This window comes from Cryptosporangium sp. NPDC048952 (genome assembly GCF_043197895.1).
Lineage (GTDB): Bacteria > Actinomycetota > Actinomycetes > Mycobacteriales > Cryptosporangiaceae > Cryptosporangium.
Window position 1 is genome coordinate 37,907 of record NZ_JBICTY010000002.1, and the last position, 20,333, is coordinate 58,239.

The 20,333-nt window shown below is 70.2% G+C and carries 22 protein-coding genes; 12 read left to right on the forward strand and 10 right to left on the reverse strand.

What is annotated here, in order from left to right; genetic code table 11:
- Nucleotides 1–35: 35 nt before the first annotated feature.
- Complete coding sequence (locus tag ACGFY5_RS08265) at nucleotides 36–512, reverse strand: hypothetical protein (RefSeq protein WP_392718780.1); 477 nt, start codon at nucleotides 510–512, stop codon at nucleotides 36–38.
- Nucleotides 513–788: 276 nt separating this feature from the next.
- Between ACGFY5_RS08265 and ACGFY5_RS08270 the strand changes: the two genes are divergently transcribed.
- Nucleotides 789–1,079, forward strand: coding sequence for a hypothetical protein (locus ACGFY5_RS08270; protein ID WP_392718782.1), 291 nt, complete (start codon nucleotides 789–791; stop codon nucleotides 1,077–1,079).
- 591 nt (nucleotides 1,080–1,670) lie between these two features.
- On the opposite strand, the gene ACGFY5_RS08275 is transcribed toward ACGFY5_RS08270, so the two are convergent.
- Complete coding sequence (locus ACGFY5_RS08275; protein ID WP_392718784.1) at nucleotides 1,671–2,195, reverse strand: AAA family ATPase; 525 nt, start codon at nucleotides 2,193–2,195, stop codon at nucleotides 1,671–1,673.
- Between the two features lie 123 nt (nucleotides 2,196–2,318).
- The gene (locus tag ACGFY5_RS08280; protein WP_392718786.1) at nucleotides 2,319–2,507 is read right to left on the reverse strand and encodes a hypothetical protein; all 189 of its coding nucleotides are present in this window, start codon (nucleotides 2,505–2,507) and stop codon (nucleotides 2,319–2,321) included.
- On the opposite strand from ACGFY5_RS08280, the gene ACGFY5_RS08285 reads away from it, so the two are divergent.
- The 4 genes from ACGFY5_RS08285 (at nucleotide 2,487) to ACGFY5_RS08300 (ending at nucleotide 6,916) form a co-directional block, all read left to right on the forward strand.
- Nucleotides 2,487–3,326: a helix-turn-helix transcriptional regulator gene (locus ACGFY5_RS08285; RefSeq protein ID WP_392720438.1), complete on the forward strand. Its 840-nt coding sequence runs from the start codon at nucleotides 2,487–2,489 to the stop codon at nucleotides 3,324–3,326. The two genes, ACGFY5_RS08280 and ACGFY5_RS08285, sit on opposite strands and share 21 nt — an antisense overlap.
- 23 nt (nucleotides 3,327–3,349) lie before the next feature.
- A complete protein-coding gene (locus ACGFY5_RS08290; protein ID WP_392718788.1) occupies nucleotides 3,350–5,503 on the forward strand; it encodes an alpha-galactosidase in 2,154 nt (717 codons plus the stop codon).
- 50 nt (nucleotides 5,504–5,553) lie between these two features.
- A complete protein-coding gene (locus ACGFY5_RS08295) occupies nucleotides 5,554–6,258 on the forward strand; it encodes a hypothetical protein (RefSeq protein ID WP_392718790.1) in 705 nt (234 codons plus the stop codon).
- Nucleotides 6,259–6,355: 97 nt separating this feature from the next.
- Nucleotides 6,356–6,916 (forward strand): hypothetical protein, encoded by a 561-nt coding sequence (locus tag ACGFY5_RS08300; RefSeq protein WP_392718792.1) that lies wholly within the window; start codon nucleotides 6,356–6,358, stop codon nucleotides 6,914–6,916.
- Between the two features lie 12 nt (nucleotides 6,917–6,928).
- Here the strand turns inward: ACGFY5_RS08300 and ACGFY5_RS08305 are convergent, their stop codons facing one another.
- Nucleotides 6,929–8,245, reverse strand: a complete 1,317-nt coding sequence (locus tag ACGFY5_RS08305) for an ATP-dependent 6-phosphofructokinase (protein WP_392718794.1) — start codon at nucleotides 8,243–8,245, stop codon at nucleotides 6,929–6,931.
- A gap of 172 nt (nucleotides 8,246–8,417) precedes the next feature.
- Between ACGFY5_RS08305 and ACGFY5_RS08310 the strand changes: the two genes are divergently transcribed.
- Complete coding sequence (locus tag ACGFY5_RS08310) at nucleotides 8,418–9,509, forward strand: substrate-binding domain-containing protein (RefSeq protein WP_392718796.1); 1,092 nt, start codon at nucleotides 8,418–8,420, stop codon at nucleotides 9,507–9,509.
- Here ACGFY5_RS08310 and ACGFY5_RS08315 read toward each other — a convergent pair.
- Nucleotides 9,506–10,711: a diguanylate cyclase domain-containing protein gene (locus ACGFY5_RS08315; RefSeq protein ID WP_392718798.1), complete on the reverse strand. Its 1,206-nt coding sequence runs from the start codon at nucleotides 10,709–10,711 to the stop codon at nucleotides 9,506–9,508. The genes ACGFY5_RS08310 and ACGFY5_RS08315 overlap by 4 nt on opposite strands.
- 91 nt (nucleotides 10,712–10,802) lie before the next feature.
- Between ACGFY5_RS08315 and ACGFY5_RS08320 the strand changes: the two genes are divergently transcribed.
- The gene (locus ACGFY5_RS08320; RefSeq protein WP_392718800.1) at nucleotides 10,803–11,855 is read left to right on the forward strand and encodes a sugar ABC transporter substrate-binding protein; all 1,053 of its coding nucleotides are present in this window, start codon (nucleotides 10,803–10,805) and stop codon (nucleotides 11,853–11,855) included.
- Here the strand turns inward: ACGFY5_RS08320 and ACGFY5_RS08325 are convergent.
- On the reverse strand, nucleotides 11,852–13,117 hold the full coding sequence (locus ACGFY5_RS08325) for an ABC transporter substrate-binding protein (RefSeq protein WP_392718802.1): 1,266 nt from the start codon (nucleotides 13,115–13,117) through the stop codon (nucleotides 11,852–11,854). The two genes, ACGFY5_RS08320 and ACGFY5_RS08325, sit on opposite strands and share 4 nt — an antisense overlap.
- A gap of 38 nt (nucleotides 13,118–13,155) precedes the next feature.
- The gene (locus tag ACGFY5_RS08330) at nucleotides 13,156–13,605 is read right to left on the reverse strand and encodes an Lrp/AsnC family transcriptional regulator (RefSeq protein ID WP_392718804.1); all 450 of its coding nucleotides are present in this window, start codon (nucleotides 13,603–13,605) and stop codon (nucleotides 13,156–13,158) included.
- A gap of 131 nt (nucleotides 13,606–13,736) precedes the next feature.
- On the opposite strand from ACGFY5_RS08330, the gene ACGFY5_RS08335 reads away from it, so the two are divergent.
- Genes ACGFY5_RS08335 through ACGFY5_RS08345 form a run of 3 tightly spaced genes read left to right on the forward strand, consistent with a single transcriptional unit; the run spans nucleotide 13,737 to nucleotide 17,556 of the window.
- Nucleotides 13,737–14,831, forward strand: a complete 1,095-nt coding sequence (locus ACGFY5_RS08335) for a thiamine pyrophosphate-dependent enzyme (protein ID WP_392718806.1) — start codon at nucleotides 13,737–13,739, stop codon at nucleotides 14,829–14,831.
- The gene (locus ACGFY5_RS08340; protein WP_392718808.1) at nucleotides 14,831–15,811 is read left to right on the forward strand and encodes an alpha-ketoacid dehydrogenase subunit beta; all 981 of its coding nucleotides are present in this window, start codon (nucleotides 14,831–14,833) and stop codon (nucleotides 15,809–15,811) included. The genes ACGFY5_RS08335 and ACGFY5_RS08340 overlap by 1 nt, the downstream gene beginning before the upstream one ends.
- The gene (locus tag ACGFY5_RS08345; protein WP_392718810.1) at nucleotides 15,808–17,556 is read left to right on the forward strand and encodes a dihydrolipoamide acetyltransferase family protein; all 1,749 of its coding nucleotides are present in this window, start codon (nucleotides 15,808–15,810) and stop codon (nucleotides 17,554–17,556) included. Before ACGFY5_RS08340 ends, ACGFY5_RS08345 begins: the two co-directional genes overlap by 4 nt.
- Nucleotides 17,557–17,954: 398 nt before the next feature.
- Here the strand turns inward: ACGFY5_RS08345 and ACGFY5_RS08350 are convergent, their stop codons facing one another.
- The gene (locus ACGFY5_RS08350; protein WP_392718812.1) at nucleotides 17,955–18,197 is read right to left on the reverse strand and encodes a hypothetical protein; all 243 of its coding nucleotides are present in this window, start codon (nucleotides 18,195–18,197) and stop codon (nucleotides 17,955–17,957) included.
- A 116-nt stretch (nucleotides 18,198–18,313) separates the two neighbouring features.
- Here ACGFY5_RS08350 and ACGFY5_RS08355 point away from each other — a divergent pair, with 116 nt between their 5' ends.
- Nucleotides 18,314–18,781: a DUF3592 domain-containing protein gene (locus ACGFY5_RS08355; protein WP_392718814.1), complete on the forward strand. Its 468-nt coding sequence runs from the start codon at nucleotides 18,314–18,316 to the stop codon at nucleotides 18,779–18,781.
- A complete protein-coding gene (locus tag ACGFY5_RS08360) occupies nucleotides 18,756–19,271 on the forward strand; it encodes an AAA family ATPase (RefSeq protein ID WP_392718816.1) in 516 nt (171 codons plus the stop codon). The genes ACGFY5_RS08355 and ACGFY5_RS08360 overlap by 26 nt, the downstream gene beginning before the upstream one ends.
- Before the next feature lie 81 nt (nucleotides 19,272–19,352).
- Here the strand turns inward: ACGFY5_RS08360 and ACGFY5_RS08365 are convergent, their stop codons facing one another.
- On the reverse strand, nucleotides 19,353–19,892 hold the full coding sequence (locus ACGFY5_RS08365; RefSeq protein ID WP_392718818.1) for a GNAT family N-acetyltransferase: 540 nt from the start codon (nucleotides 19,890–19,892) through the stop codon (nucleotides 19,353–19,355).
- The gene (locus ACGFY5_RS08370) at nucleotides 19,889–20,254 is read right to left on the reverse strand and encodes a glyoxalase (RefSeq protein WP_392718820.1); all 366 of its coding nucleotides are present in this window, start codon (nucleotides 20,252–20,254) and stop codon (nucleotides 19,889–19,891) included. The genes ACGFY5_RS08365 and ACGFY5_RS08370 overlap by 4 nt, the downstream gene beginning before the upstream one ends.
- Between the last annotated feature and the right edge of the window lie 79 nt (nucleotides 20,255–20,333).

Below are 20,333 nucleotides of genomic sequence, written 5' to 3' on the forward strand. Positions count from 1 at the left end.
CCACGATGCGATGTCGGTGGTGGCCGTCGCGGCAGTCACATGGTGGAAAGCGCGAGCGCGAACACCAACCCGGAGGCGGCGAGCAGGCCGCTCAGCGTTCCGCCCATGACCAGCAGCGCCGGACGGGTCCGCACCCAGAGACGGAGCAGCACGTAGACGCCCGCTGCACCGAGAAAGGCCAGCACTGCGAGGTACGAGACGAACATGAAGCTGACGCTGATGAGCGCAGCGGCTCCGCTGCCGGCCACGATCGCGCGCAGCCGACCGACGTCGCGGAGCAGCGCGAGGAAGGCGACGGCGCCGCTGAACACCGCAACCGCGGCTACTGTCGCGATCACGGTGACCTGAGCGAGCAGGACCATCACCACGAGGCACGCCGCGACGCCCGCCGTTGTGCCGGCGCCGCTTGCCGCAGCGCGCTGCGGACCGTGCTGTCCGATCAACGCGAGGAACATCACCGTTCCGGCGTACAGGGCCGCCAAGCCGAAGAGAATCGCGAGAGATAGGTCCATTGTCGCGATGGCATTCACGTCGTCCAGCCTCCTGGATTTCAGCGGCAGGGAGTTTCCTGCTCGCGGAACCAGGTTCCCGCGGACCGGGCCGGCTCTCGATCGACTGCATGACGCCGCGAACGTTAGCCCCGGAACACTTGCACGTGCCGACATCAGGTGAGTGCGGCCGAGCGGGGTGCTGGCGCTCCGTCGGGCTGGGCGGCGTACAGTCTGCGGGCCGCTGCCGGGGCCGCTGCTTGCGGCGCCTGGATCGGGCTGGCTATCGAGGAGGCGTGTGTGCTCGCGGAACGGATGGGCGACGACCCGAACCCCGACATCGACGATGTCTGGAACGAGGCCAGGACGAGGGTTCTGCGCGGGGAGCGATTGACCGCGCAGGAGCGCTGCTGGGTTCTGCTCTCGAGGCCCGTCGCCGCAGTCGATGACACCGTGCTGCTCGCAGCGCCGACCGAGTTCGCGAGAGTGGCGTTCGAGGGCCGGATGCACGTCATGCTCAGGTCGGCTGTTTCCGACGCCCTGGGCCGGCCCGTATTGCTCGCTATCACCTCTCGTGTGCCTGTGCACTGATGATCGTGGCGGCGCTGCAGCAGTGCTGCAGCGCCGTGAGCTCACGACTCAGTCGAATGCGTTCAGCAGCTCGCAGTGAACTGGTAGGCGTAGCCGAAACGGGGCCTTCTTTCCCAAATGCTGCTGTTGGCGGGAATCTCTCGGCATTTGGGCCCACTGGCGGATGCCCCAAGCCAATAAATCTTCACCCGGATCGCGTTCCCGCAATTGTTCTTCACCGTCGCCACTTGGCTGATCCTCTTCGTGGACACGGTGGTGGTGTCGCAGTCTGCGGACTTCTCGGGAGTGGTGGCATTGGCGGCGCCCGCGGGGCCGAGAACGAGTACGGCGCTCACGGTCGCACCAACGGCCAACTGGCCTAGCAGGCGCATTGTCGTGAAGGCGGGAACGCATGATGTAGTCAAGGATTACTCCCACGATGGTTGTTCGGGATATCCCGCATAGGCGCAGCGAGTGCCTTCAGGAAAACATTTTTTCTCCGGATTCTCCGTCCCCCAACGTGGCCCGATGGCATGAGGACGAAGTGCATTACCGCGATGGCCTTTCAGGCGAGGCCCGCATCGATCTCGCTCCGTTAGGTCGATGTGGGCCTTAACTCCTGATGGCTTCGACAGTCTCCAGAGCGGCCTGGAACGGCGTGAGATGCGTGGTGTCCACCAGCGTGGCCGTGCCGGGTAGCCAGGTGCGGACTGCTGCGGCATACGGCTCGAGGTGTTTGAGGCGGAACGGGGAGTTGGGACCGACCATCGTGTCCTCCGCGATACGCCGACGGAGGATGTCCTGGTCGGCGTGGAGGACGACGTGCCTTATCGGGATGGCGTGCTCGGCGAGGCCTGCGCTGATCTCGCGCCAGTACTGCTCGATCAGGACAGTCATCGGGATCACGAGAGTTCCGCCGGTGTAGTCGAGAATGCGGCGGGCGGTCTCGACGACAAGTGGCCGCCACGGCGGCCAGTGCTGGAAGTTGTCGGTCTCCGGCAGGCCCGGCCTGATGTCCATGAGCGTCTCGCCGACCTTCTCGGCATCGAACACCCGCGAATCGCGGATCAGTTGCTGCACGAGTGCGCTGGTCGTCGTCTTGCCGACGCCGTGGGTGCCGTTGATCCACACGATCACGAGGGCCGATGCTAGCGCGTGCGGTCGGCGATTCGGTCTCGGCGACCGGGCTTCGAAGTCGGTGCGGCTGAACGGGTCACCCGACTCAGAAGCCGCGGAAGACGCCGTCCGCGTCGCTCGGAATCATCGCCCCGGGTCGCGAAGCAGCGCCGCCACTTCCTCGGGGCTCAGCCCGGCGAATGCGGGGTCGATGACGAAAGCGAGGCTGGCCTGAAAGCCGGCGGGGTTCTGCGCCGCGCTCGCCGCGCAGATGACCTGGCAGGTCACGGTTGTCGAGATCCGGCGGTTTAGATTGCGTCCGTGGACCAGCACGCCGAGCTCGGCACTTTCCTGCGCGCCCGGCGGCAGCAGCTGGTGCGGGCGGACTTCGAGCTGCCCCCGGTCGGGCGTAACCGCACGATCGGGCTGCGGCGGGAGGAGATCGCGTACCGGGCGAGCCTGAGCGTCACCTGGTACACGTGGCTCGAGCAGGGGCGGCCGGTGAACCCGTCCCGGCAGGTGCTCGATGCCCTGGCGATGACGATGCGGCTCTCGGCCGCCGAGCACGACTACCTGCTCTCGCTGGCGGGATACGCCCCCGCAGCTCCGGCGGGCTCCACGCCGACGGACGCCCCCGCATCACTGCGCAGGCTGCTCGACGCACTCCTGCCGTCACCCGCCTTCGCGGTCTCCACCGACTGGACCATCGCCGCCTGGAACGCCGCCTACGAGGCGCTCTACCCACCCGTGGCAACAGCCGCGCCGGAAGACCGCAACCTGCTGCTCGCGATCTTCACCGACCCGTCGGTGCGCGACCTCCTCCCGGACTGGGACGTCACCAGCCGCCACTTCCTCGCCGAGTACCGCGCCGACGCGGGGCCGCTCCTGGGACAGCCCGAGCACGTAGCGCTCGTCACCCGCCTGCTCGCCACGAGCCCGGACTTCGCGGCGGCCTGGGCCGCGCACGAGGTCGAACGGTTCGCGTCGCGCGAACGACGCTTCACCCACCCGACGGCGGGCGAGCTGGTCTTCGAGCACCACCGCCTCATCCCGTCCGACCAACCGGAGCTCCATGTCGTCGTCTACCTCGCGGACGGCGACCCGCCCACCCGGGACAAGATGGGGTCGTTGGTACCGTACGACCGGTTCTGAACCGTGCTCAGCTGGGAGAACAAGTGTCGTCGATCGCTCTGTTGCGGGCCGCTGGGGTCTCGCTCGTCCTGGACTTGAACGGACCGGTGCCCGCGGTCCTGCACTGGGGTGCCGACCTCGGCGAGCTGGACGGTCCGGACCTCGACGCGCTGCGCCTCACGGGCGTGCTCGAGGTGCCGCACAACTCGCCGGACGACCCGCGCCGGCTGTCGCTGCTCCCGTTCGAGCGGGACATGTGGTCGGGCACGCCGGGCTACGCCGGGCACCTCGCCGGCACGCGCACGACGCCCCGCCCGGCACTGCGCTCCGAGGCGGTGGTGAACGGCAACGTGGTCGAGATTCCGCTCGCCGACCCGATCACCGGCCTCGAGATCGACCTCCGCATCGAGCTGAATCGCTTCGGGCTCGTCGAGGTGAAGCACATCGTGCGCCGACCGGCGGGGGATTCCGACCCGGAGACTCCGTTCGACTTCAGCGGCGTCCTCGCGCTGCTGCCGGTGCCGTCCCGCGCCACCGAGATCCTCGACTTCACCGGCCGCTGGGCCCGCGAGCGGCAGCCGCAGCGGCTGCCGATCGTCGACGGTGCGCACCGCCGGGACATGCGACGCGGCAAGCCGGGCCCCGGATCGCCGTACGTGACGATCGTCGGCACGCAGGGGTTCGCGAGTCGGGCCGGCGAGGTGTGGGGTGTGCACCTGGCGTGGAGCGGCGACACGACGTGGCTGGTCGAGCGTCTGCCCGAGCCCGCCGGGGCGTTCAGCTCCGTGCTCGGCGGTGGGGAACTGCTACGCGCCGGTGAGGTGCGACTGCTGCCCGGCGAGGAGTACGCGTCGCCCACGGCGTTCTTCGCCTGGTCGGACCGGGGCACCGACGGGGTGGCCGACCGGTTCCACCAGTACCTGCGCGCCCGGGCGTCGCACCCGTCGCGGCCGCGGCCGGTCATCGTCAACACGTGGGAGGCGGTGTACTTCGACCACCGCCTCGAGCCGCTGCTGGAGCTCGTCGACCGGGCCGCGGAGGTCGGCGTCGAGCGGTTCGTGCTCGACGACGGGTGGTTCCTCGGCCGTCGGCAGGACAACGCGGGGCTCGGTGACTGGCAGGTCGACCGCGCGGTGTGGAAGGACGGGCTCGGTCCGCTGGCCGACCGGGTGCGTGAGCGTGGCCTGGAGTTCGGGCTCTGGTTCGAGCCGGAAATGGTCAACCTCGACTCGGAGCTGGCCCGCGACCACCCCGAGTGGATCCTGGCGCCCGCGGAAGGTGAGGGGCCCTCAGAGCGTCAGCAATACGTAGTGAACCTGAGCCATCCGGAGGCGTTCGCGTACCTGCTGACCTCGATCAGTGACCTGGTCGCGGAGTACGGGATCGCGTACATCAAGTGGGACCACAACCGGTTGTTGCAGGAGGCGGTTTCGCGGGTGGACGGTCGGCCGACGGTGTCGGCGCAGACGCACGCGGTGTACCGGTTGTTCGACTCGCTGCGCGAGCGGCACCCGGGGTTGGAGATCGAGTCGTGCTCGTCCGGGGGCGGGCGGATCGACCTGGGAATTCTCGCGCGCACCGACCGGGTGTGGGCGTCGGACTGCATCGACCCGGTCGAGCGGGTGATGATCGACCGCTGGACGATGCAGCTGCTGTCGCCGGAGCTGGTCGGGATGCACGTGGGGGCGCCGCGGTCGCACACCACGGCGCGGGAGACCGATCTGTCGTTCCGGATGGCGTCGGCGCTGCTCGGGCACGCGGGGATCGAGTGGAACCTCAACCAGCGCAGTCCGGAGGAGCTGGAGGCGATCCGGTCGTGGATCTCCTTCCACAAGAGTGTGCGGGGGCTGGTGGCGTCGGGGACCGTGGTGCACGGTGATCTGGCGGATCCGGCGACGGCGTTGACCGGCGTGGTCGCGCCGGAACGCGACCACGCGGTGTTCGTGTACAGCCGGACGGGGACGTCGCCGACCACGCAGTCGGGGCGGGTCGTGCTGCCCGGGTTGGAGCCGTCGCGGAAGTACTCGGTGCGGATCGTGACCGAGGCCGGTTCGCCCGCGTTCGCGGCGCGGGTGGCTCCGCCGTGGGTGGTGTCCGGCGAGGTCGTGCTCTCGGGTGCCGCCCTGTCGGGGGTCGGCCTCTCCATGCCGACGCTTCACCCGGCCCAAGCGCTCGTCCTGGAGCTGCGGGCTCAGTGAGGGGTCGCCGCGGACGCGTGGCCGGAGCGATGGCCCGGGAGTAGCGGTGGATGGCTAGGGTCGGTGCCGTGCTGCGCTCACTGCGTGTTCCGTTGACGCTCGCGACGCTCGTGGCGGCGGTTTCCACGACGTACGTGGTCTTCGCGTCGGTGCTGGTCCAGCGGCAGTTGGATGCTGACGGCGTGCCCGGTTGTCTCGATCCGAACGTGTGTTACCCGCACGGGGCGGCGATGGACGCGGTGTTCGGGATGGAGCTGAACGCGGCGATCACGCCCGCGTTGATCGGGGTGATCCTCGGGGTCGGGTTGTTCCGGCGGGCGTCGGCGTTGGGGGTCGCGCTGAGCGCCGGGGTGGTGCTGACCGGGATGGTCGCCACTGTGCACCGGCTCGTGGGTGCGCGGTACACGGTGCTGGCCAACGACACGTACGAGGGTGTGCAGCTGCTGCACCTCAACCACCCGATGTTCATGATCATGGTGACGCTGGTCGTCGCGGCGCTGGGCGCGCGCCTCGGTCGGACGCCTGGCCCCACGCGGGGCAGGTGGCCGATCGTGCTCGTCGTCACGTACCTGGTGGTCGGGCTCGCCGGGGTGCTGGCCTGGCAGGTGGCCGCGCCCACCGGTTCCTACGCCGCCGACATCGGCCTCGCGGACGGCGTCGGCTACGTGGCGAGCGCGCTGCTGGCCGGGTTCCTTGCCGCCCTGATCGCCACCACCCGCGGCGGCACCACCCCAGCGGTACCCGCTCCCGCGTAAAGCCGCGGAGGGGCGCGCCCGCGACGGCGGCCCGTGGACCGATGGCCGGTGGGCCTCAGGTGCGGGTCGGGGGTGCCGACAGGGTCGTGTGTACCTCGTGCGCAGGCTCGTCAGCCCGGCCGGGTTCCTGCTCGCGCTGCTGTGCTTCGGTTTCCCGTTCCTGACGGTCTCGTGCGACCTGCCGGACGGCAGCGTGCGGCTGCACGCATCGGGCGTGAACCTGGTCGCGGACACCGCACCCACGGTCGAAGGGGCCGGCCGGCAATCCGACGACGCGGGCATCGCGTCCTCGGACGCCGTCTCCTGGGACGACATGAGCGCGGTCGGGCGCACGCTGGTCCGGGCGAGCGCGGCGCTGACGGTCGTGGCGCTCGGACTGAGCCTGGTGCGCCGCAACCGGATCTGGCCGGTGGCCGCCGGCGTCGCCGCCGCGCTGGCCGGCGTCACCCTGGTGGCCGGCACGATCACGATCCGGCGCTGGCTGATCGACGCCGTGGTCGCGCAGGACGGCGGCTCCTTCTACTCGCGCGACGACGTCGCCGCCGCTGTCCACCTGCGCTACGGCATCGCCGCCACCGTCGCCTGGCTCGTCGTCGGCATCGCCGGCCTGGCCGCAGACGTCATCCGCCCCCACCGCCTCCCGTCCCACGCAGCCTGACGGCCGCGGGCGTCAGAAGGTGACCGGCTGGCCGGTGGTTTCCAGGACGGCCATCCAGATGTCGCTGTGCGGATCCACGTGGTTGCTCGTCGCCGTCGCGAGCTTGATCGGCAGGTTGATGAACCGGCCGCGCCGGCTGCCCACCATCATCGACGTGAACCCGGCCATTGCCGCGTGCGTCGCGGCCTGCGCGAGGCGGGTGCAGTACACCGCGTCGAACGCGTTGGCCGGTACCGAACGGATCGCGTACCCCGGATCGATGTAGCGCAGCGAGAACGGCAGGTCGCCGAGCCCCTCGGTGATCTCGGACCGCAGGAACGCGCCGATGTCACCGAGCTTCCGGTTACCCGACGGGTCGGTGGCCGTCGACGCCGGCAACAGATCCTGCCCGGCACCCTCGGCCACCACGACCACCGCGTGCCCCTGGTCCGCGAGCTTCTTGCGGATCCCGGCCAGCAGCCCGTCGAGCGTGAACGGCACCTCGGGGATCAGCGTGAAGTCGACCCCCTGCGCGACGAGCGTCGCGTGCGCGGCGATGAACCCGGAGTGCCGGCCCATCAGCTTGACCAGCCCGATCCCGTTGACCCCGGAGCTCGCCTCGACGTGCGCGGCCGTGATCGACTCGGCGGCCCGGGCGTACGCGGTCTGGAACCCGAAGCTGTGGTCGATCCACGGGATGTCGTTGTCGATCGTCTTCGGGACGCCGACGACAGCGATCGGCAGCCCGCGCCGGGCGGCCTCGTCGGCCAGCGTCGACGCGCCGCGCAACGTGCCGTCACCGCCGACGACGAATAGCATGTCGACCTTGTGGGCGACGAGCGTGTCGACCATCGTCGCCGGGTCCTGGCTGCCCCGGGACGTGCCCAGGATCGTGCCGCCACGGGTGTGGATCTCCCGCACCAGGTCCGGGGTCAGCCGCACCGGATCCGAGCCGTCAGCGAGGCCCTGGTAGCCGTTGCGGAAGCCCAGGACGTCCCGGCAGCCGTACGCGTGCCGCAGGTGCAGTACCAGCGCCCGGATGACGTTGTTGAGCCCGGGGCAGAGCCCGCCGCACGTCACGATCGCGGCGGTGACCTCAGACGGGTCGAAAAACAGCTTCGCCCGCGGACCGCCCGGGTTGAACGCCGGAAGATCGGCCGCTTCGAGCGCGCGGCTCTTCGCCATGCCCAACGTGTCGTCGACGAGGACACGGTCGGTCTCGGTGACGTAATGGACCGATTCTTGTCGATTCCCGAGCAGTTCCTGTAACGGAGTCTCTACTGTCCGTGTACCTAGTCGGGTGATCAACAGGTCTTCGTGGGTGATCGCCTGCAAGTCACTCAGTCGCACGGTTATTCCTCAGCCTGTAACCCGTTACACCGTCCTGTACGGTATCGCACGCACGGCAGTTCGGGGATCGATCAAGACGCCAGTGGCAGTTGGCCATCTCTCAATTCGAACCGGTGGAGCGTTAACACCGTGAATAAGATGGCCTGCCCGCGGTTTAAAAAGGGGATGCACGATGGGTCTGCCACGGAAAGTCCGGGCATCGTTACTGGTGGTAGCGGTGCTCCTCGCTGCCGTCGGTTGTGGCAATTCGGAGTCGGACGACGGCGCGGCCCAGGCGGAAACCGGTGGTCTCATCGGTATCTCGATGCCGAGCGGCGACCAGGCTCGTTGGATCACCGACGGTGAGAACCTTTCTTATCAATTCGAGCGGATGGGTTATACCGCCGACGTAGAGGTGGCGGACGGTAAGCCCGCCAAGCAGATCCAGCAGATCCAGCAGATGATCGACTCCGGCGCCCGCGCATTGGTCATCAGTGCGGTCGACGGCAAATCGCTCACGGGTGTTCTCGAAAAGGCCCACGAGGCCAAGGTGAAGGTCATCGCGTACGACCGCCTCATCGAGGGCACCCCTGACGTCGACTACTTCGCCACGTTCGACGGTCGACGCGTCGGCGTGCTGCAGGCCTCGTACCTCGTCGACGCGCTGGGTCTGCGCAACGGCGGCGAACCGGTCACGATGGAGCTGTTCGCCGGTTCGGCCGACGACAACAACGCCTCGGTGTTCTACAAGGGCGCGATGAGCGTCCTGCAGCCGTTCATCGCGAGTGGCCGGCTCGACGTGCGCAGCGGGCAGACGTCGTTCAGCGCCGTCACCACGAAGGCGTGGAGCGACGAGGTGGCCCGCCAGCGCATGGCGCGCATCCTCGACGAGTACTACCAGTCGGACGACCTCGACGCGGTCCTCTCGCCGTACGACGGCATGTCCCGGGGTGTCCTGCAGGCGATCACGGCCGCCGGCAAGAAGCGCCCGGTGATCACCGGGCAGGACGCCGAGATCGAGTCGGTCAAGCTGATCGCGTCCGGCAAGCAGGACCAGACGGTGTTCAAGGACACCCGCAAGCTGGCCGAGCTCGCCGCCAACATGGTCAAGACGCTGCTCACCGGTGGTACGCCGACGGTCACTGACACCACACAGTTCGACAACGGCGTCAAGGTCGTCCCGACCGCGCTTCTGCAGCCGGTGACGGTCGTCAAGTCCAACTACGAGAAGATCCTGGTCGGCAGCAGCTACTACAGCGCCGCCCAGGTGGGCCTGGCCTCCTAAGCCGGATCCGCGATGACGGACAGCCGGTCGGCCGTGTGCCGATCGGCGTCCGGGTCGTAGAACGCGACGCCGAGGTGGCCGCGCTTGGCCGTGTACATCGCGATGTCCGCGTGCTGCAGCAGCTTCTCGGCGTCGCTGCTGGGGCCGGGGTACCGGGAGATCCCGATGCTGCCCGACACGGCCACCGTGACGCCCTCCACCGTCGCCGGCCCGCACAGCGACCCGTGCATGCGCTCGCCGAGCTCCACGGCGGTCGCCGCGTCCGGCACCCCCGGCAGCAGCACGGCGAACTCGTCGCCGCCGAGCCGGGCCACCAGGTCGTCACGCCGCGCGGCCTCGGTCAGCCGCGACGCGACCTCGATCAGCAGCTGATCACCGGCGTGGTGCCCGAGCGTGTCGTTGACCTCCTTGAACCGGTTGAGGTCCAGCAGCAACAGCGCCACCCCGACGTCCGCCTCGCGGTCACAGCGCGCCAGCGCGTCGTCGATACGTTCGTGGAGCAGTGAGCGGTTGGCCGTACCGGTCAGGCTGTCGTGGGTCGCGCGGTGCCGGCTCTCCGTCGCCAGCCGCTCGGCACCGCGCTGGTAGGCCAGCAGCACGAGCGTGCTGAACGCGACCAGCACCAGGTCGACGGCCGAGATGACCCCCACGGCGATCAGCAGCCGCGCATTCGTGCGCTGCGCGGCACGCAGCAGCGCGCTCATCTCCAGCCCGTTGCGGGCCACGTTCACCGACGCCTGTTTCCGCAGCGCCGAGGCGCTCAGCGCGGCCTGCTCGGCGTCCAGCAGCACCTCGGCACGATCGCCGCGCTGATCGGCGTCGACCAGAGCTCTGAGCGTGAAGCTGTACCCGCCGTAGGTGTTCTGCAGCGCACGCGCCTCGGTGGCGTCGGCGCGGTCGCCGTTGGCGACCAACCACCGCAGATTGGCCTCCGCGGAGCCGATCGACGAGATCAGCGGCTGCTTGCCGACCTCGCTCTTGGCGCGCACGAAGTCGATCAGCTGTTCGTACTCGATGCTGATCTTGAGGTAGACGTCGCTCCACTGCCGGCTGTGCTGCTGCGTCGCGGTGATCGTCGACATGGACGCGGACGAGCTGCGCGTACTGATCACGGCCAGCCCCGCGAGCATCGACAGGCCGATGGCCAGCGCGGTCACCGCGCCACGCGCCACGCCGCGTCGGCGCATCCACGCGATCCGCATCGGCGGGTGTCTCCCCTCGGCCGGCCTCCTGGTTCAAATCGACCGCTCCGCGTTCAAAACAACTGAAAACCCGTTTTTGGACGCCGATCAGGTGGACGTGACCCGCGCCGTGCTCGCGCTGCTGCTGACGCTCGTCGCGGTCACCTCGTGCTCGGGCCGGTCGGGCGGAACGCCGCTGGCCGCGCTGGTCGTCGTCGGCACCGAGTTGACCACCGTGCAGCAGATGATCCGCGGCTTCGCGACCGGCGTGCGTCAGGTCGGCGGCGTGCGGCACCGGGAGTTCGGGCCGCGGATCGCCGACACCGCCGAGCAGCTGCGCGAGCTGCAGGCGATCCGGAAACCGGCCCCGGACAGCTACACCGTGTTCACGTTCAACCCGGAGCTGTTCGCCGAGCCGCTGGCCGAGCTGAGCCGCACCGGCGTGCCGATCGTCGCGCTGCAGTGCCCGCCCGCGCCGAGTTCCGAGGTGCCGCTACTGGTGGGCAACGACAACCGGGCGCTCGGGTCGGCGCTCGCGAAGCAGCTGGCCCGCCAGCTGCCCCCGGACGTCGCCGGAACCGTCATTCTCGGCAACCCCGCGCCGGGCGTGCAGACGTACGACGAGCGCGCGATCGGGTTCCGCGAGACGCTCACCCGCCAGTTCCCGCGGATCCGGGTGATCGGGCCGTTCGACACGAAGCTGGAACCGGAGCTCAACCACGAGGCGTGGGACGTTCTGGTGCGGGCGAATCCGCGTGCGGTGGCGTTCGTCGGGGTCGGTGACGTCGACTCGGGGAACATCGCGGCGGTGCGCACCCTCCACCGCGGGCGGTGGGCGGCCGCGGGGATCGGCCTGGCGATTGAGGGGCTGCGTGCCGCCGAGGCGGGGGACCTCGTGCTCGTGTCGGGGGAGACGTTCCTGCAGGGCCTGGTCGCCGGTCGCGTCCAGGCCGAGCACCTGCGGTACGGCACGAACCTGCCCTCGGGGTGGGTGCAGGTGCCCGCACTCGTCATCACGCGCGACAACGCGCCGGAGATCCTCGCGCGGCAGCGGTCGTCGGACACGGCGGCCGCCTGGTTCGCCGAGCACCACGCCGACCTGCTCGACCACCCCGAACGGTTCCTGCGCCCGTTGACGGAGGCCGCGGTGGGGGCCGCCTCCTAGTTGACGCCGCTGTCGTCGGCCAGGCGTCTGGCCTTGGTCAGCGCGTCGCGCCAGGCGGTCGCGGGCGCCTTGCCGCGGTACTCGACGTTGCGCAGTTCCTCGAGGTAGACGTCCTGGATCGCGCCGTCGGCGGGGGCCTCGTAGAGGCGGCGGGTATGGCGGGCCGAGGCGCTGAACACGTCGATCGTGCGCTGGCCGCCGAAGAACGGGTCGGCCACGGTCAGCGCCGGCATCGCGTACGTGGACGGCGTCGACGGGAACAGCCGGGCGTCGGTGAACGCGCGCGCCTGGTTCTCCGGGTTCAGCATCCAGGTGATGATCCGGAACGAGAGATCGGGGTCCGGCGCCGACGCCGGGATGCCCAGGTACGAACCGCCGATGTTCGTGTCACCGGCCGGACCGGTTGCCACCCGCCAGTTCCCGCTGGTCAGCGGTGCCGCGCCCTCGACGTCCTGGGCGTGCCAGGCGGCTCCCAGCGACACGGCGATCGAGCCGTCGGCCACCGCCGCGCCCCACTTCGGGTCGTCGTTGTCGACGTGCGCGCTGAGCCCGTCGGTGCTGGCGCCGATCGCGATGTCCCAGGCCGACCGGATGTGGTTGCCGTCGCCGACGAACCGGTTGAGCTCGTCGACGAACCGGGTGCCGGACTGCGACACCGCGATCGTGAACAGCGTCATCGTGTTCGCGATCCAGTACGTGTCGGGCAGGCGTCTGCGCAGCCGGGCACCGAGCGTCCGGAACTCCGCCCAGGTCCGCATCGCCAGGTCGACGTCGGCGGGGTCGGTGGGCAGACCGGCTTTCCTGAAGATGTCCGCGCGGTAGAACGCCGCTGTGGGACCGATGTCGATCGGAATCCCGACCAGCCGCCCGTCGTTCGCTCGGCCCTGCTGCCACTTCCAGCCCAGGTACTCGTTCTCGATGTCGCCGGCGCCGAGCGTCAGCAGGTCGACGAACAGGTCGGCCCGGGGGAGGTAGGAGGCGAGGTCCTCACCTTTGATGCCGGTGATGCCCGGCGTGCCGTCGGCCTTGGCGAGCGCCGCGTCCAGGCGCGTGCGGAACACACCGGCGTGCTCGGTGTACGTCAGCTTCGTGTCGTCTGCGAAGCGTTCGGTCGCGTCGGCCAGCACCGACGGCGCCAGGCCGCCGGGCCAGCACCAGAGCGCGGTGCCCGTCGACTTGCGCGCGCCCGTCTCCGAGGATCCACAGCCGGCCAACGCGGTGAGCAGCGATGCGCACAGCACTTGCCGTCGTGTCAGACCCATGAAAACCGACAATAAACCCCATTCGGTTGAACACACCTTCACGGGCGGAGCGTCGGCTCCAGTTCTTCGAACACCAGCCAGGTGCGGGTGCTCAGAACCCCGTCGATGCTCTGGATCTCGTCGAGCACCAGCCGGCGCAGTTCCGCGTTGTCGCGGGTGCGCACCAGCAGGATGACGTCGAACTCCCCGCCGACCAGACCGATGTGCACCACGCCCGGCAGCGCCTGGAGGCGGGCGCGCAGGGGCCGCCACTGGTGCTGGCTCAGGTTGAGCGTGATGTAGGCCGTGGTGCCGAGCCCCGCCGCGACCGGATCGACGTCGGCGTGAAAACCACGCAGCACGCCGGTGTCACGGAGCCGCTCCACGCGGGCGTAGGCGTTCGCGCGGGAGACGTGGATCTGTTCGGCGAGCGTGCGGATCGAAAGGCGGCCGTCGTCGCGGAGGGCCGCGAGGATGCGGCGGTCGGTGTCGTCGAGCTCGGTGGCCATGTGTCTCGCCCGCCTTCCTGGAGGGGTGGGGTGGTTGGACGTTTGGCTGGCTTTTCGGTGGGGTGTGGTGACATCTTCTCGCAATCCGCCGGCCTGCCCCATGCGAATGGCTAGCGCTGGAGCATCTATCCATGACACGTGATCCTGATCATCTGCTCCCTTCGGCGACTCCCGTCCAGCTGATCGACGAGCACGGTCAGCGTTGCGAAAGCGGTTCGGCGGTCGGTGCCGACCTCCCGTCGCACGAAGCCTTGCTCGACGCCTACGCCGCGCTCGTCGTCGGGCGGCGGTTCAACGAACAGGCGTACGCACTGGTGCGGCAGGGTCGCCTGGCCGTCTACCCGTCGTCGCACGGGCAGGAGGCCTGCCAGGTCGCCGCCGCCCAGGTCCTCGACGAGACGGACTGGCTGTTCCCCACCTACCGGGACGCCGTCGCGATGGTGACCCGCGGCGTCGACCCCGTGGCCACGCTGACGCTGTTCCGCGGTGAGTGGCACACCGGCTACGACGCCCCGGCGCTCCGCGTCGCGCCCCAGACCACACCGCTGGCCACCCAGCTCCTGCACGCGGTGGGGGTGGCGCACGCCGCGCGTCTGCGCAGCGAGCCGACCGTCGTCATGGCCCTGTGCGGGGACGGCGCCACCAGCGAAGGTGACTTCGCCGAGGCGCTGAACTTCGCCGCGGTGTTCCGCACCCCCGTGGTGTTCCTGGTGCAGAACAACCAGTACGCGATCTCCGTGCCGCTGTCCCGCCAGAGCGCCGCGCCGTCGCTGGCGCACAAGGGTGTCGGGCACGGCGTCCCGTCCGAACGCGTCGACGGCAACGACGTCGCTGCCTTGCTGGCCGTACTCACCGACGCGGTGGGGCGGGCCCGGAACGGCGAGGGGCCCCAACTGGTCGAGGCGCACACGTACCGGGTGGCCGCCCACACCAACGCCGACGACCCCGGGCGGTACCGCGACTCCTCCGAGGTCGACGAGTGGATTGCACGTGACCCGCTCACCCGCGTGGCGACGTACCTGCGGTCCGCCGGTGCCCTGGACGACGCCCGGCAGGTCGAGTTCGACACCGCGGCCGAGCGGGTCGCTACGGCACTGCGGATCGACACCGCACCCCAGAAGGACCCCGGGCGGCTGTTCGCCCAGGTCTTCGCGTCGCCGACGCCGCAACTGCAGGAACAGGCCGCGCTCGTGCGCGACGAGATGAGCCGGGAGGTGGACGTCTGATGGAGAAGATCACGCTGGCCGGTGCGGTCAACGCTGCGCTGCGCGACGCGATGCGCTCCGACGAGAGCGTCGTGGTGTTCGGTGAGGACGTCGGTCCGTTGGGCGGTGTCTTCCGGGTCACCGACGGGTTGGCCGCGGAGTTCGGCGACACGCGGTGCTTCGACACGCCGCTGGCCGAGTCGGGGATCGTCGGCATGGCGATCGGGATGGCGATGAACGGGTTCCGGCCCGTCGTCGAAATGCAGTTCGACGCATTTGCGTTTCCCGCGTTCGAACAGATCGTGAGCCACGTCGCGAAGATGCGGAACCGGACCGCCGGGGCGGTGACGTTGCCGCTGGTCATCCGCATTCCGTACGGCGGGGGGATCGGTGGGGTGGAGCACCACTGCGACTCGTCGGAGGCGTACTACGCGCACACGCCCGGGCTGCAGGTGTTCACGCCGTCCTGCGCCGCGGACGCGTACGGGTTGATGCGCTCCGCGCTCAGTGGGTCCGATCCCGTCGTGTTCATGGAACCCAAGAAGCTTTACTGGACGAAAGAGGAGCGCGATCCGTCGGCGGTGGTGCCACCGCCCGGGCAGGCGGTCGTGCGGCGGCGCGGCACGGACGCGACGCTGATCGCGTACGGGCCCGCGGTACCGGTTGCGCTGGACGCCGCTGCGGTGGCGGCGTCCGAGGGGCGGTCGCTCGAGGTCGTCGACGTGCGGACGATCGTGCCGTTCGACGACGTGACGGTGTGTGAGTCGGTGGCGCGGACCGGGCGGGCCGTGGTCGTGGCCGAAGCGCCCGGGTTCGCGAGCGTGGCGTCGGAGATCGCGGCGCGGGTGTCGGAGCGGTGCTTCTCGTCGCTTGCCGCGCCCGTGCGACGGGTGACCGGGTTCGACATTCCGTTCCCGCCGCCGGCGTACGAGTCGGTGTATCTGCCTGGTGTGGACCGGATTCTCGACGCGGTGGACGACTTGTCGTGGGAGCTCGTGTGAGTGCGCAGACGTTCCTGTTGCCGGATCTCGGGGAGGGGCTCACCGAGGCGGCGGTCGTGCGGTGGCTGGTCACCGAGGGCGACTCGGTGACCGTCGACCAACCGGTCGCGGAGGTGGAGACCGCCAAGGCCGTCGTCGAGGTCCCCACCCCGTACGCGGGCACCGTGACGGCTCGCCATGTCGAGGTGGGCCGCACCGCCACGGTCGGCGACCCCCTCCTCTCCGTGACCACCACCGAGCCCGCGGGCTCCGGCGCAGTCCTGGTCGGCTACGGCACCACCACCCCCACCGGCCCCCGCCGCCACCGCCGCCCCCGCCAACACCCCGCATCACCCACACCCACCGCACCCACATCCACCCCGCCCGCGCCGCCCGCGTCCGCCGCGCCCGCGCCGCCCACATCCACCGCGCCCGCGCAGCCCGCGTCCGCCGCGCCCGCGTCTGCGGCGCCTGTAGCGCCCGCGTCTGCGGCGCCCGCGTCTGCCGCGCCCGTGGCGCCCGCGTCTGCCGCGCCCGTGGCGCCCGCGTCTGCCGCGCCCGTGGCGCCCGCGTCTGCCGCGCCCGTGGCGCCCGCGTCTGCCGCGCCGGTAACGCTCGCCGCCTCCGCGGCGGCGCCGGCGGCATCCGCTGTAGCCACAGCCGCGCCTGCGGGCGCGCCCTCCGGTGCGGCGCAGGGCGACACGGGGGTCGCCGCGCCTCGGCCGCGGGTGGTGTCGCCGCTCGTGCGGCGGCTCGCGCACGAGTTGGGCGTGGACGTCCGCACGGTCCGCGGTACCGGACACGCCGGCCTGATCCTCCGCCGAGACATCGAAGCCGCCGCATCGGCCGGCCAGACCGCCCCCGCGGCCACCGCGCCTGGCGATCAGGGCGCCCTCGCGCCCGGAGCGCCCGGCGGCCAGGCTGCCTCCGCGACCGCTCCGACCCCTGGCCTGGCACAGGGCGGAGCCCCGGCCGCCGGCCCGGCGGACTTCGGACCGGCGGCAGCTCCTGCGGCAGCTCCTGCGGCGGCAGCTGCTGCGGCGGTAGCCCCTGCGGCGACCGTCGCCGCAGCCTCGCCGGCGGTGGCGGTGGGATCGGGCGAGGTGCGGGTCGAGCTGTCGGCGCGGGGCAAAGCGGCGGCCTCCGTGTTCGAGCGGAGTCGGCGGGAGATCCCGGAGGTCACGATCTGGGCCGACGTGGACGCCACGCCGCTCGTCGAGTTGCGGGCGAGCGCCCCCGACGGCCCCGGCCTCCTCGCGTACCTCGCGCGCTTCACGACAGCCGCCCTACGGGAGCACCCCGTGTTCAACGCCCGCTTCGACGCCGAGCGCCGAGAAATCGTCCACAACCCGAACGTCCACCTCGGCCTGGCCGTCCAAGGCCGACACGGCCTCACCGTCCCCGCGATCCAGAACGCGGACACGCACACGACGACCACACTCGACACCGAGATCCGCCGCCTCACCGTCGACGCGCGCGAGGGCCGCAACAACCCCGCCAACGCGACCTTCACCCTCAACAACTACGGCGCGTTCCGTGTCGATGGCAGCACCCCGATCCTCACACCCCCGAACGTCGCCATGCTCGGCGTCGGCCGAACGACGGACCGCCCCTGGGTGGTGAACGGACAGATCACGGTCCGGAAGGTGACCACGTTGAGCTTTGTCTTCGACCACCGCGTCTGCGATGGCCAGACCGCAGCGCAGTTCCTCCGCGCGGTAGCCGACGCGGTGGAAAACCCAGCAAACGCAATAGCCCGACTCTGATCGGCATGCTGCGAAGGACTGGTTGTTCGGCCTCCGCGCGGGGTCCGTCCGAAGTAGCGTCAGTCCGATCGGCGGCCTCGACCGGCGACGGAGCGACGGATGGCGATCGAGCGCGGGCACGTCGCCGCGGCGTTACCGCAGTACGAGATCGGTGATGTGATCGGCCGGGCGCGCACGGCACGGCGCTGCACATCGACGTGCGAACGACCAGCGGCCCCACGGTGGTCGGCTTCACGTCCGACTCGACTGACGTGATTGTCACGCTGCCCGCGTAGGTGGTTGTCAGATTTTCCGCCCCATGGCGCGGATTTCTTGACAACCATTCGGCCCGGAGCGCGGACAGCGTGACAACCATTCGCGGGGGCACCGCCGGAGGGCTGCGACGGGGCGCCGCGTAGTCAGACGAACGCGGCGACGACACCGACGATCATGACGACGCCCATCAGCACGCCGACCGTGTGCCAGAGCCAGGGCTGCAGGAAGGTGAAGTCTCGCTGCAGGAGGCCGTAGGCGAGCAGCAGGAGCGTCGCCATCGTGATTGCGCCCCAAATCGCGACGCGCTGGCCGGCCCAGGCCGTGAGGCCTTCGATGGCTGCGGTCACGACCAGCCAGGCGAGGGCGGCCTTCGCTGCGTTCGGCATTGCGTCACCTTCTACTGGGCGTGGTCGACATGTCTCATGGTGACCGTTGACGGCGTTCGCTGTCTGTCCTCCGGACGACGGTTTGGTCGACGCTCCACATGGGAAAGTCGCAGCTCATGGGGTCGAGGGGAAAGCAGCCACCGCTGTGGATCGGCGTGCCGCTGGGCGTCGTCGTGATGCTTCTGTTCGGTTACCTGGCGTATCAGAACTGGAGCAACGACCACGCTCTGAAAGACCGCGGGAAGGAGACGACCGCGGAGGTCGTGCAGGTCGCGGCGAGCCGGAAGCACAAGCGCGACACGGTGCGGTTCACGACCGAGGACGGGCGCCAGGTGGAGAGCCTGATCGGTCAGGGGGACAGCGCACCGGACGGTGAGCTGCACGTAGGTGACCGGATTCCGATCGTTTACGATCCGCAGAATCCGTCGGACGATGTCTCCGACGCCCGTGCGCGGGAGAACCACTCGGTGGCGATCTTCCTGCTGATCCCCACCGTGATCTGTGCGCTGGTCGTCGCGTTCTGGTCGTGGAAGCTGTTTCAGCAGCGGAGGTCCAGCCGTGTCGCTGGTGTGGGTGACCGGTAGCTCCGGCACCGGAAAGTCGACGGTGTGCGCGCTGTTGAAGGCGCGGGGGTACGTGGCGGTGGACGCCGACTGGGAGGGCTACAGCTGCTGGGTGGATCGGGTGACGGGTTCGGTCGTGGTCGACCCGCCGTACCCGGTGCCGGCGGGGTGGCTCGATCAGTTCGGATGGCGGATCGTGCGGGAGCGGGTCGAGGCGCTCGAGGGGTCCGGGACGGTGTTCCTGTGCGGGCTGGTCGAGAACGAGGCCGAGGTGCGTGACCTGTTCGACGTCGTCGTGTGCCTGGTAGTGGACAGCGGGACGCTGCGCAGACGGCTGTCGGACCGGACGACGAACGCGTTCGGGAGGCATCCCGAGGAGTTGGCGGCGACGGTGGAGTGGAACGAGCGGGCCCGCTCTACCTACCGGACGATCGTCGACGCCGGTTTGCCCCCGGAGGCGGTGGCCGACGCAGTGCTCGCCGCTGCGGGTGCTGAGGACCCGCTGACGTGAATCCAGCGTGCCAAGCGTGCAGGCGCCCCGGCGCGGCAGTGGGCGGAGACCGGGAGGAACCGGCGCCGGCCGGGGACTCGGCTAGGTGGTGGGGACCCAGAAGCGCAACGTGTCGCCGCGCTGGTCGTCGAAGGTGCCGGCGTTCTGTTCGATGACTCGGCGGGAGGCGATGTTGTCGGTGTCGCAGGTGATCAGCGCCGGGTTGATGCCCAGGGCGTGGGCTGCGGGAAGGGCTGCGCGGAGCATCGCTGTGGCGTGGCCCTGGCGCCGCGCCGATGGGCGGATGTCGTAGCCGATGTGGCCGCCGGCCTCGAGCAGGTCGGGCGTCAGGCGATGGCGGATCGCGAGGCGTCCCAGGTAGGTGTCGCCATCGACCCACCAGAACGTGGTCGCGGGCACGAACCCCTCGCGGCGGGGCGTGTCTTCGCGAGCGAGCCCGTTGAGCCAAACGACGTACCGCGTGAACCCGTCGAGTGAGGACCATTCCGGCCCGAAGCGGCGGATCTCCTCGCCGAGGGAGGTCCGATCGGACTCGAGGCCGCGCCCCTCGTCCGCGAACTCGGCCATCGCGACGAGGTACGAGGTGCGCACGTGAGGGCTGGGACGCTCCAGTGCGCTCATGGCGCGGCCAGGAACTCGAGGCGGTTGCCGACGGCGTCGGCGGTGTGGAAGCGGCGCCGGCCCGGGATCTCCGCCGGGTCCGCCCAGCGAACGGGGCTGCCTGCCGCGGTCAGCGCGTCCGCCACTACGTCGATGTCGACGACGAACGCGGGGTGTGCCTTGCGGGCAGGTCGGAAGTCGGCCTCCACGCCGACGTGGAGCTCACCCCCGCCGGGCACCTGGAACCAGCACCCGCCCCGCGCGGCGAGCAACGGGGGTTTGGGCAGCTCCTGCCAGCCGAGGACGCCGCCGTAGAAGCCACGGACCGCGTCCTCACTACCGGGCGGGCACGACACCTGCACATGATCGATCACGCTGACCATTGTGCAGTACGCCCGTACTGCTTGGGGACGCGTTCAGCGACGGCGGGCGCCAACGACGAGAAGTCGGCCCTACGACGAG

Excerpts from the sequence above, each read along its gene's own strand:
- ACGFY5_RS08265 (WP_392718780.1), bottom strand. The coding sequence starts at position 512 with ATGGACCTATCTCTCGCGATTCTCTTCGGCTTGGCGGCCCTGTACGCC.
- ACGFY5_RS08365 (WP_392718818.1), bottom strand. The coding sequence starts at position 19,892 with ATGAGCGCACTGGAGCGTCCCAGCCCTCACGTGCGCACCTCGTACCTC.
- ACGFY5_RS08355 (WP_392718814.1), top strand. The coding sequence starts at position 18,314 with ATGGGGTCGAGGGGAAAGCAGCCACCGCTGTGGATCGGCGTGCCGCTG.
- ACGFY5_RS08325 (WP_392718802.1), bottom strand. The coding sequence starts at position 13,117 with ATGGGTCTGACACGACGGCAAGTGCTGTGCGCATCGCTGCTCACCGCG.
- ACGFY5_RS08335 (WP_392718806.1), top strand. The coding sequence starts at position 13,737 with ATGACACGTGATCCTGATCATCTGCTCCCTTCGGCGACTCCCGTCCAG.
- ACGFY5_RS08295 (WP_392718790.1), top strand. The coding sequence starts at position 5,554 with ATGGCTAGGGTCGGTGCCGTGCTGCGCTCACTGCGTGTTCCGTTGACG.
- ACGFY5_RS08370 (WP_392718820.1), bottom strand. The coding sequence starts at position 20,254 with ATGGTCAGCGTGATCGATCATGTGCAGGTGTCGTGCCCGCCCGGTAGT.
- ACGFY5_RS08340 (WP_392718808.1), top strand. The coding sequence starts at position 14,831 with ATGGAGAAGATCACGCTGGCCGGTGCGGTCAACGCTGCGCTGCGCGAC.
- ACGFY5_RS08350 (WP_392718812.1), bottom strand. The coding sequence starts at position 18,197 with ATGCCGAACGCAGCGAAGGCCGCCCTCGCCTGGCTGGTCGTGACCGCA.
- ACGFY5_RS08315 (WP_392718798.1), bottom strand. The coding sequence starts at position 10,711 with ATGCGGATCGCGTGGATGCGCCGACGCGGCGTGGCGCGTGGCGCGGTG.
- ACGFY5_RS08310 (WP_392718796.1), top strand. The coding sequence starts at position 8,418 with ATGGGTCTGCCACGGAAAGTCCGGGCATCGTTACTGGTGGTAGCGGTG.
- ACGFY5_RS08330 (WP_392718804.1), bottom strand. The coding sequence starts at position 13,605 with ATGGCCACCGAGCTCGACGACACCGACCGCCGCATCCTCGCGGCCCTC.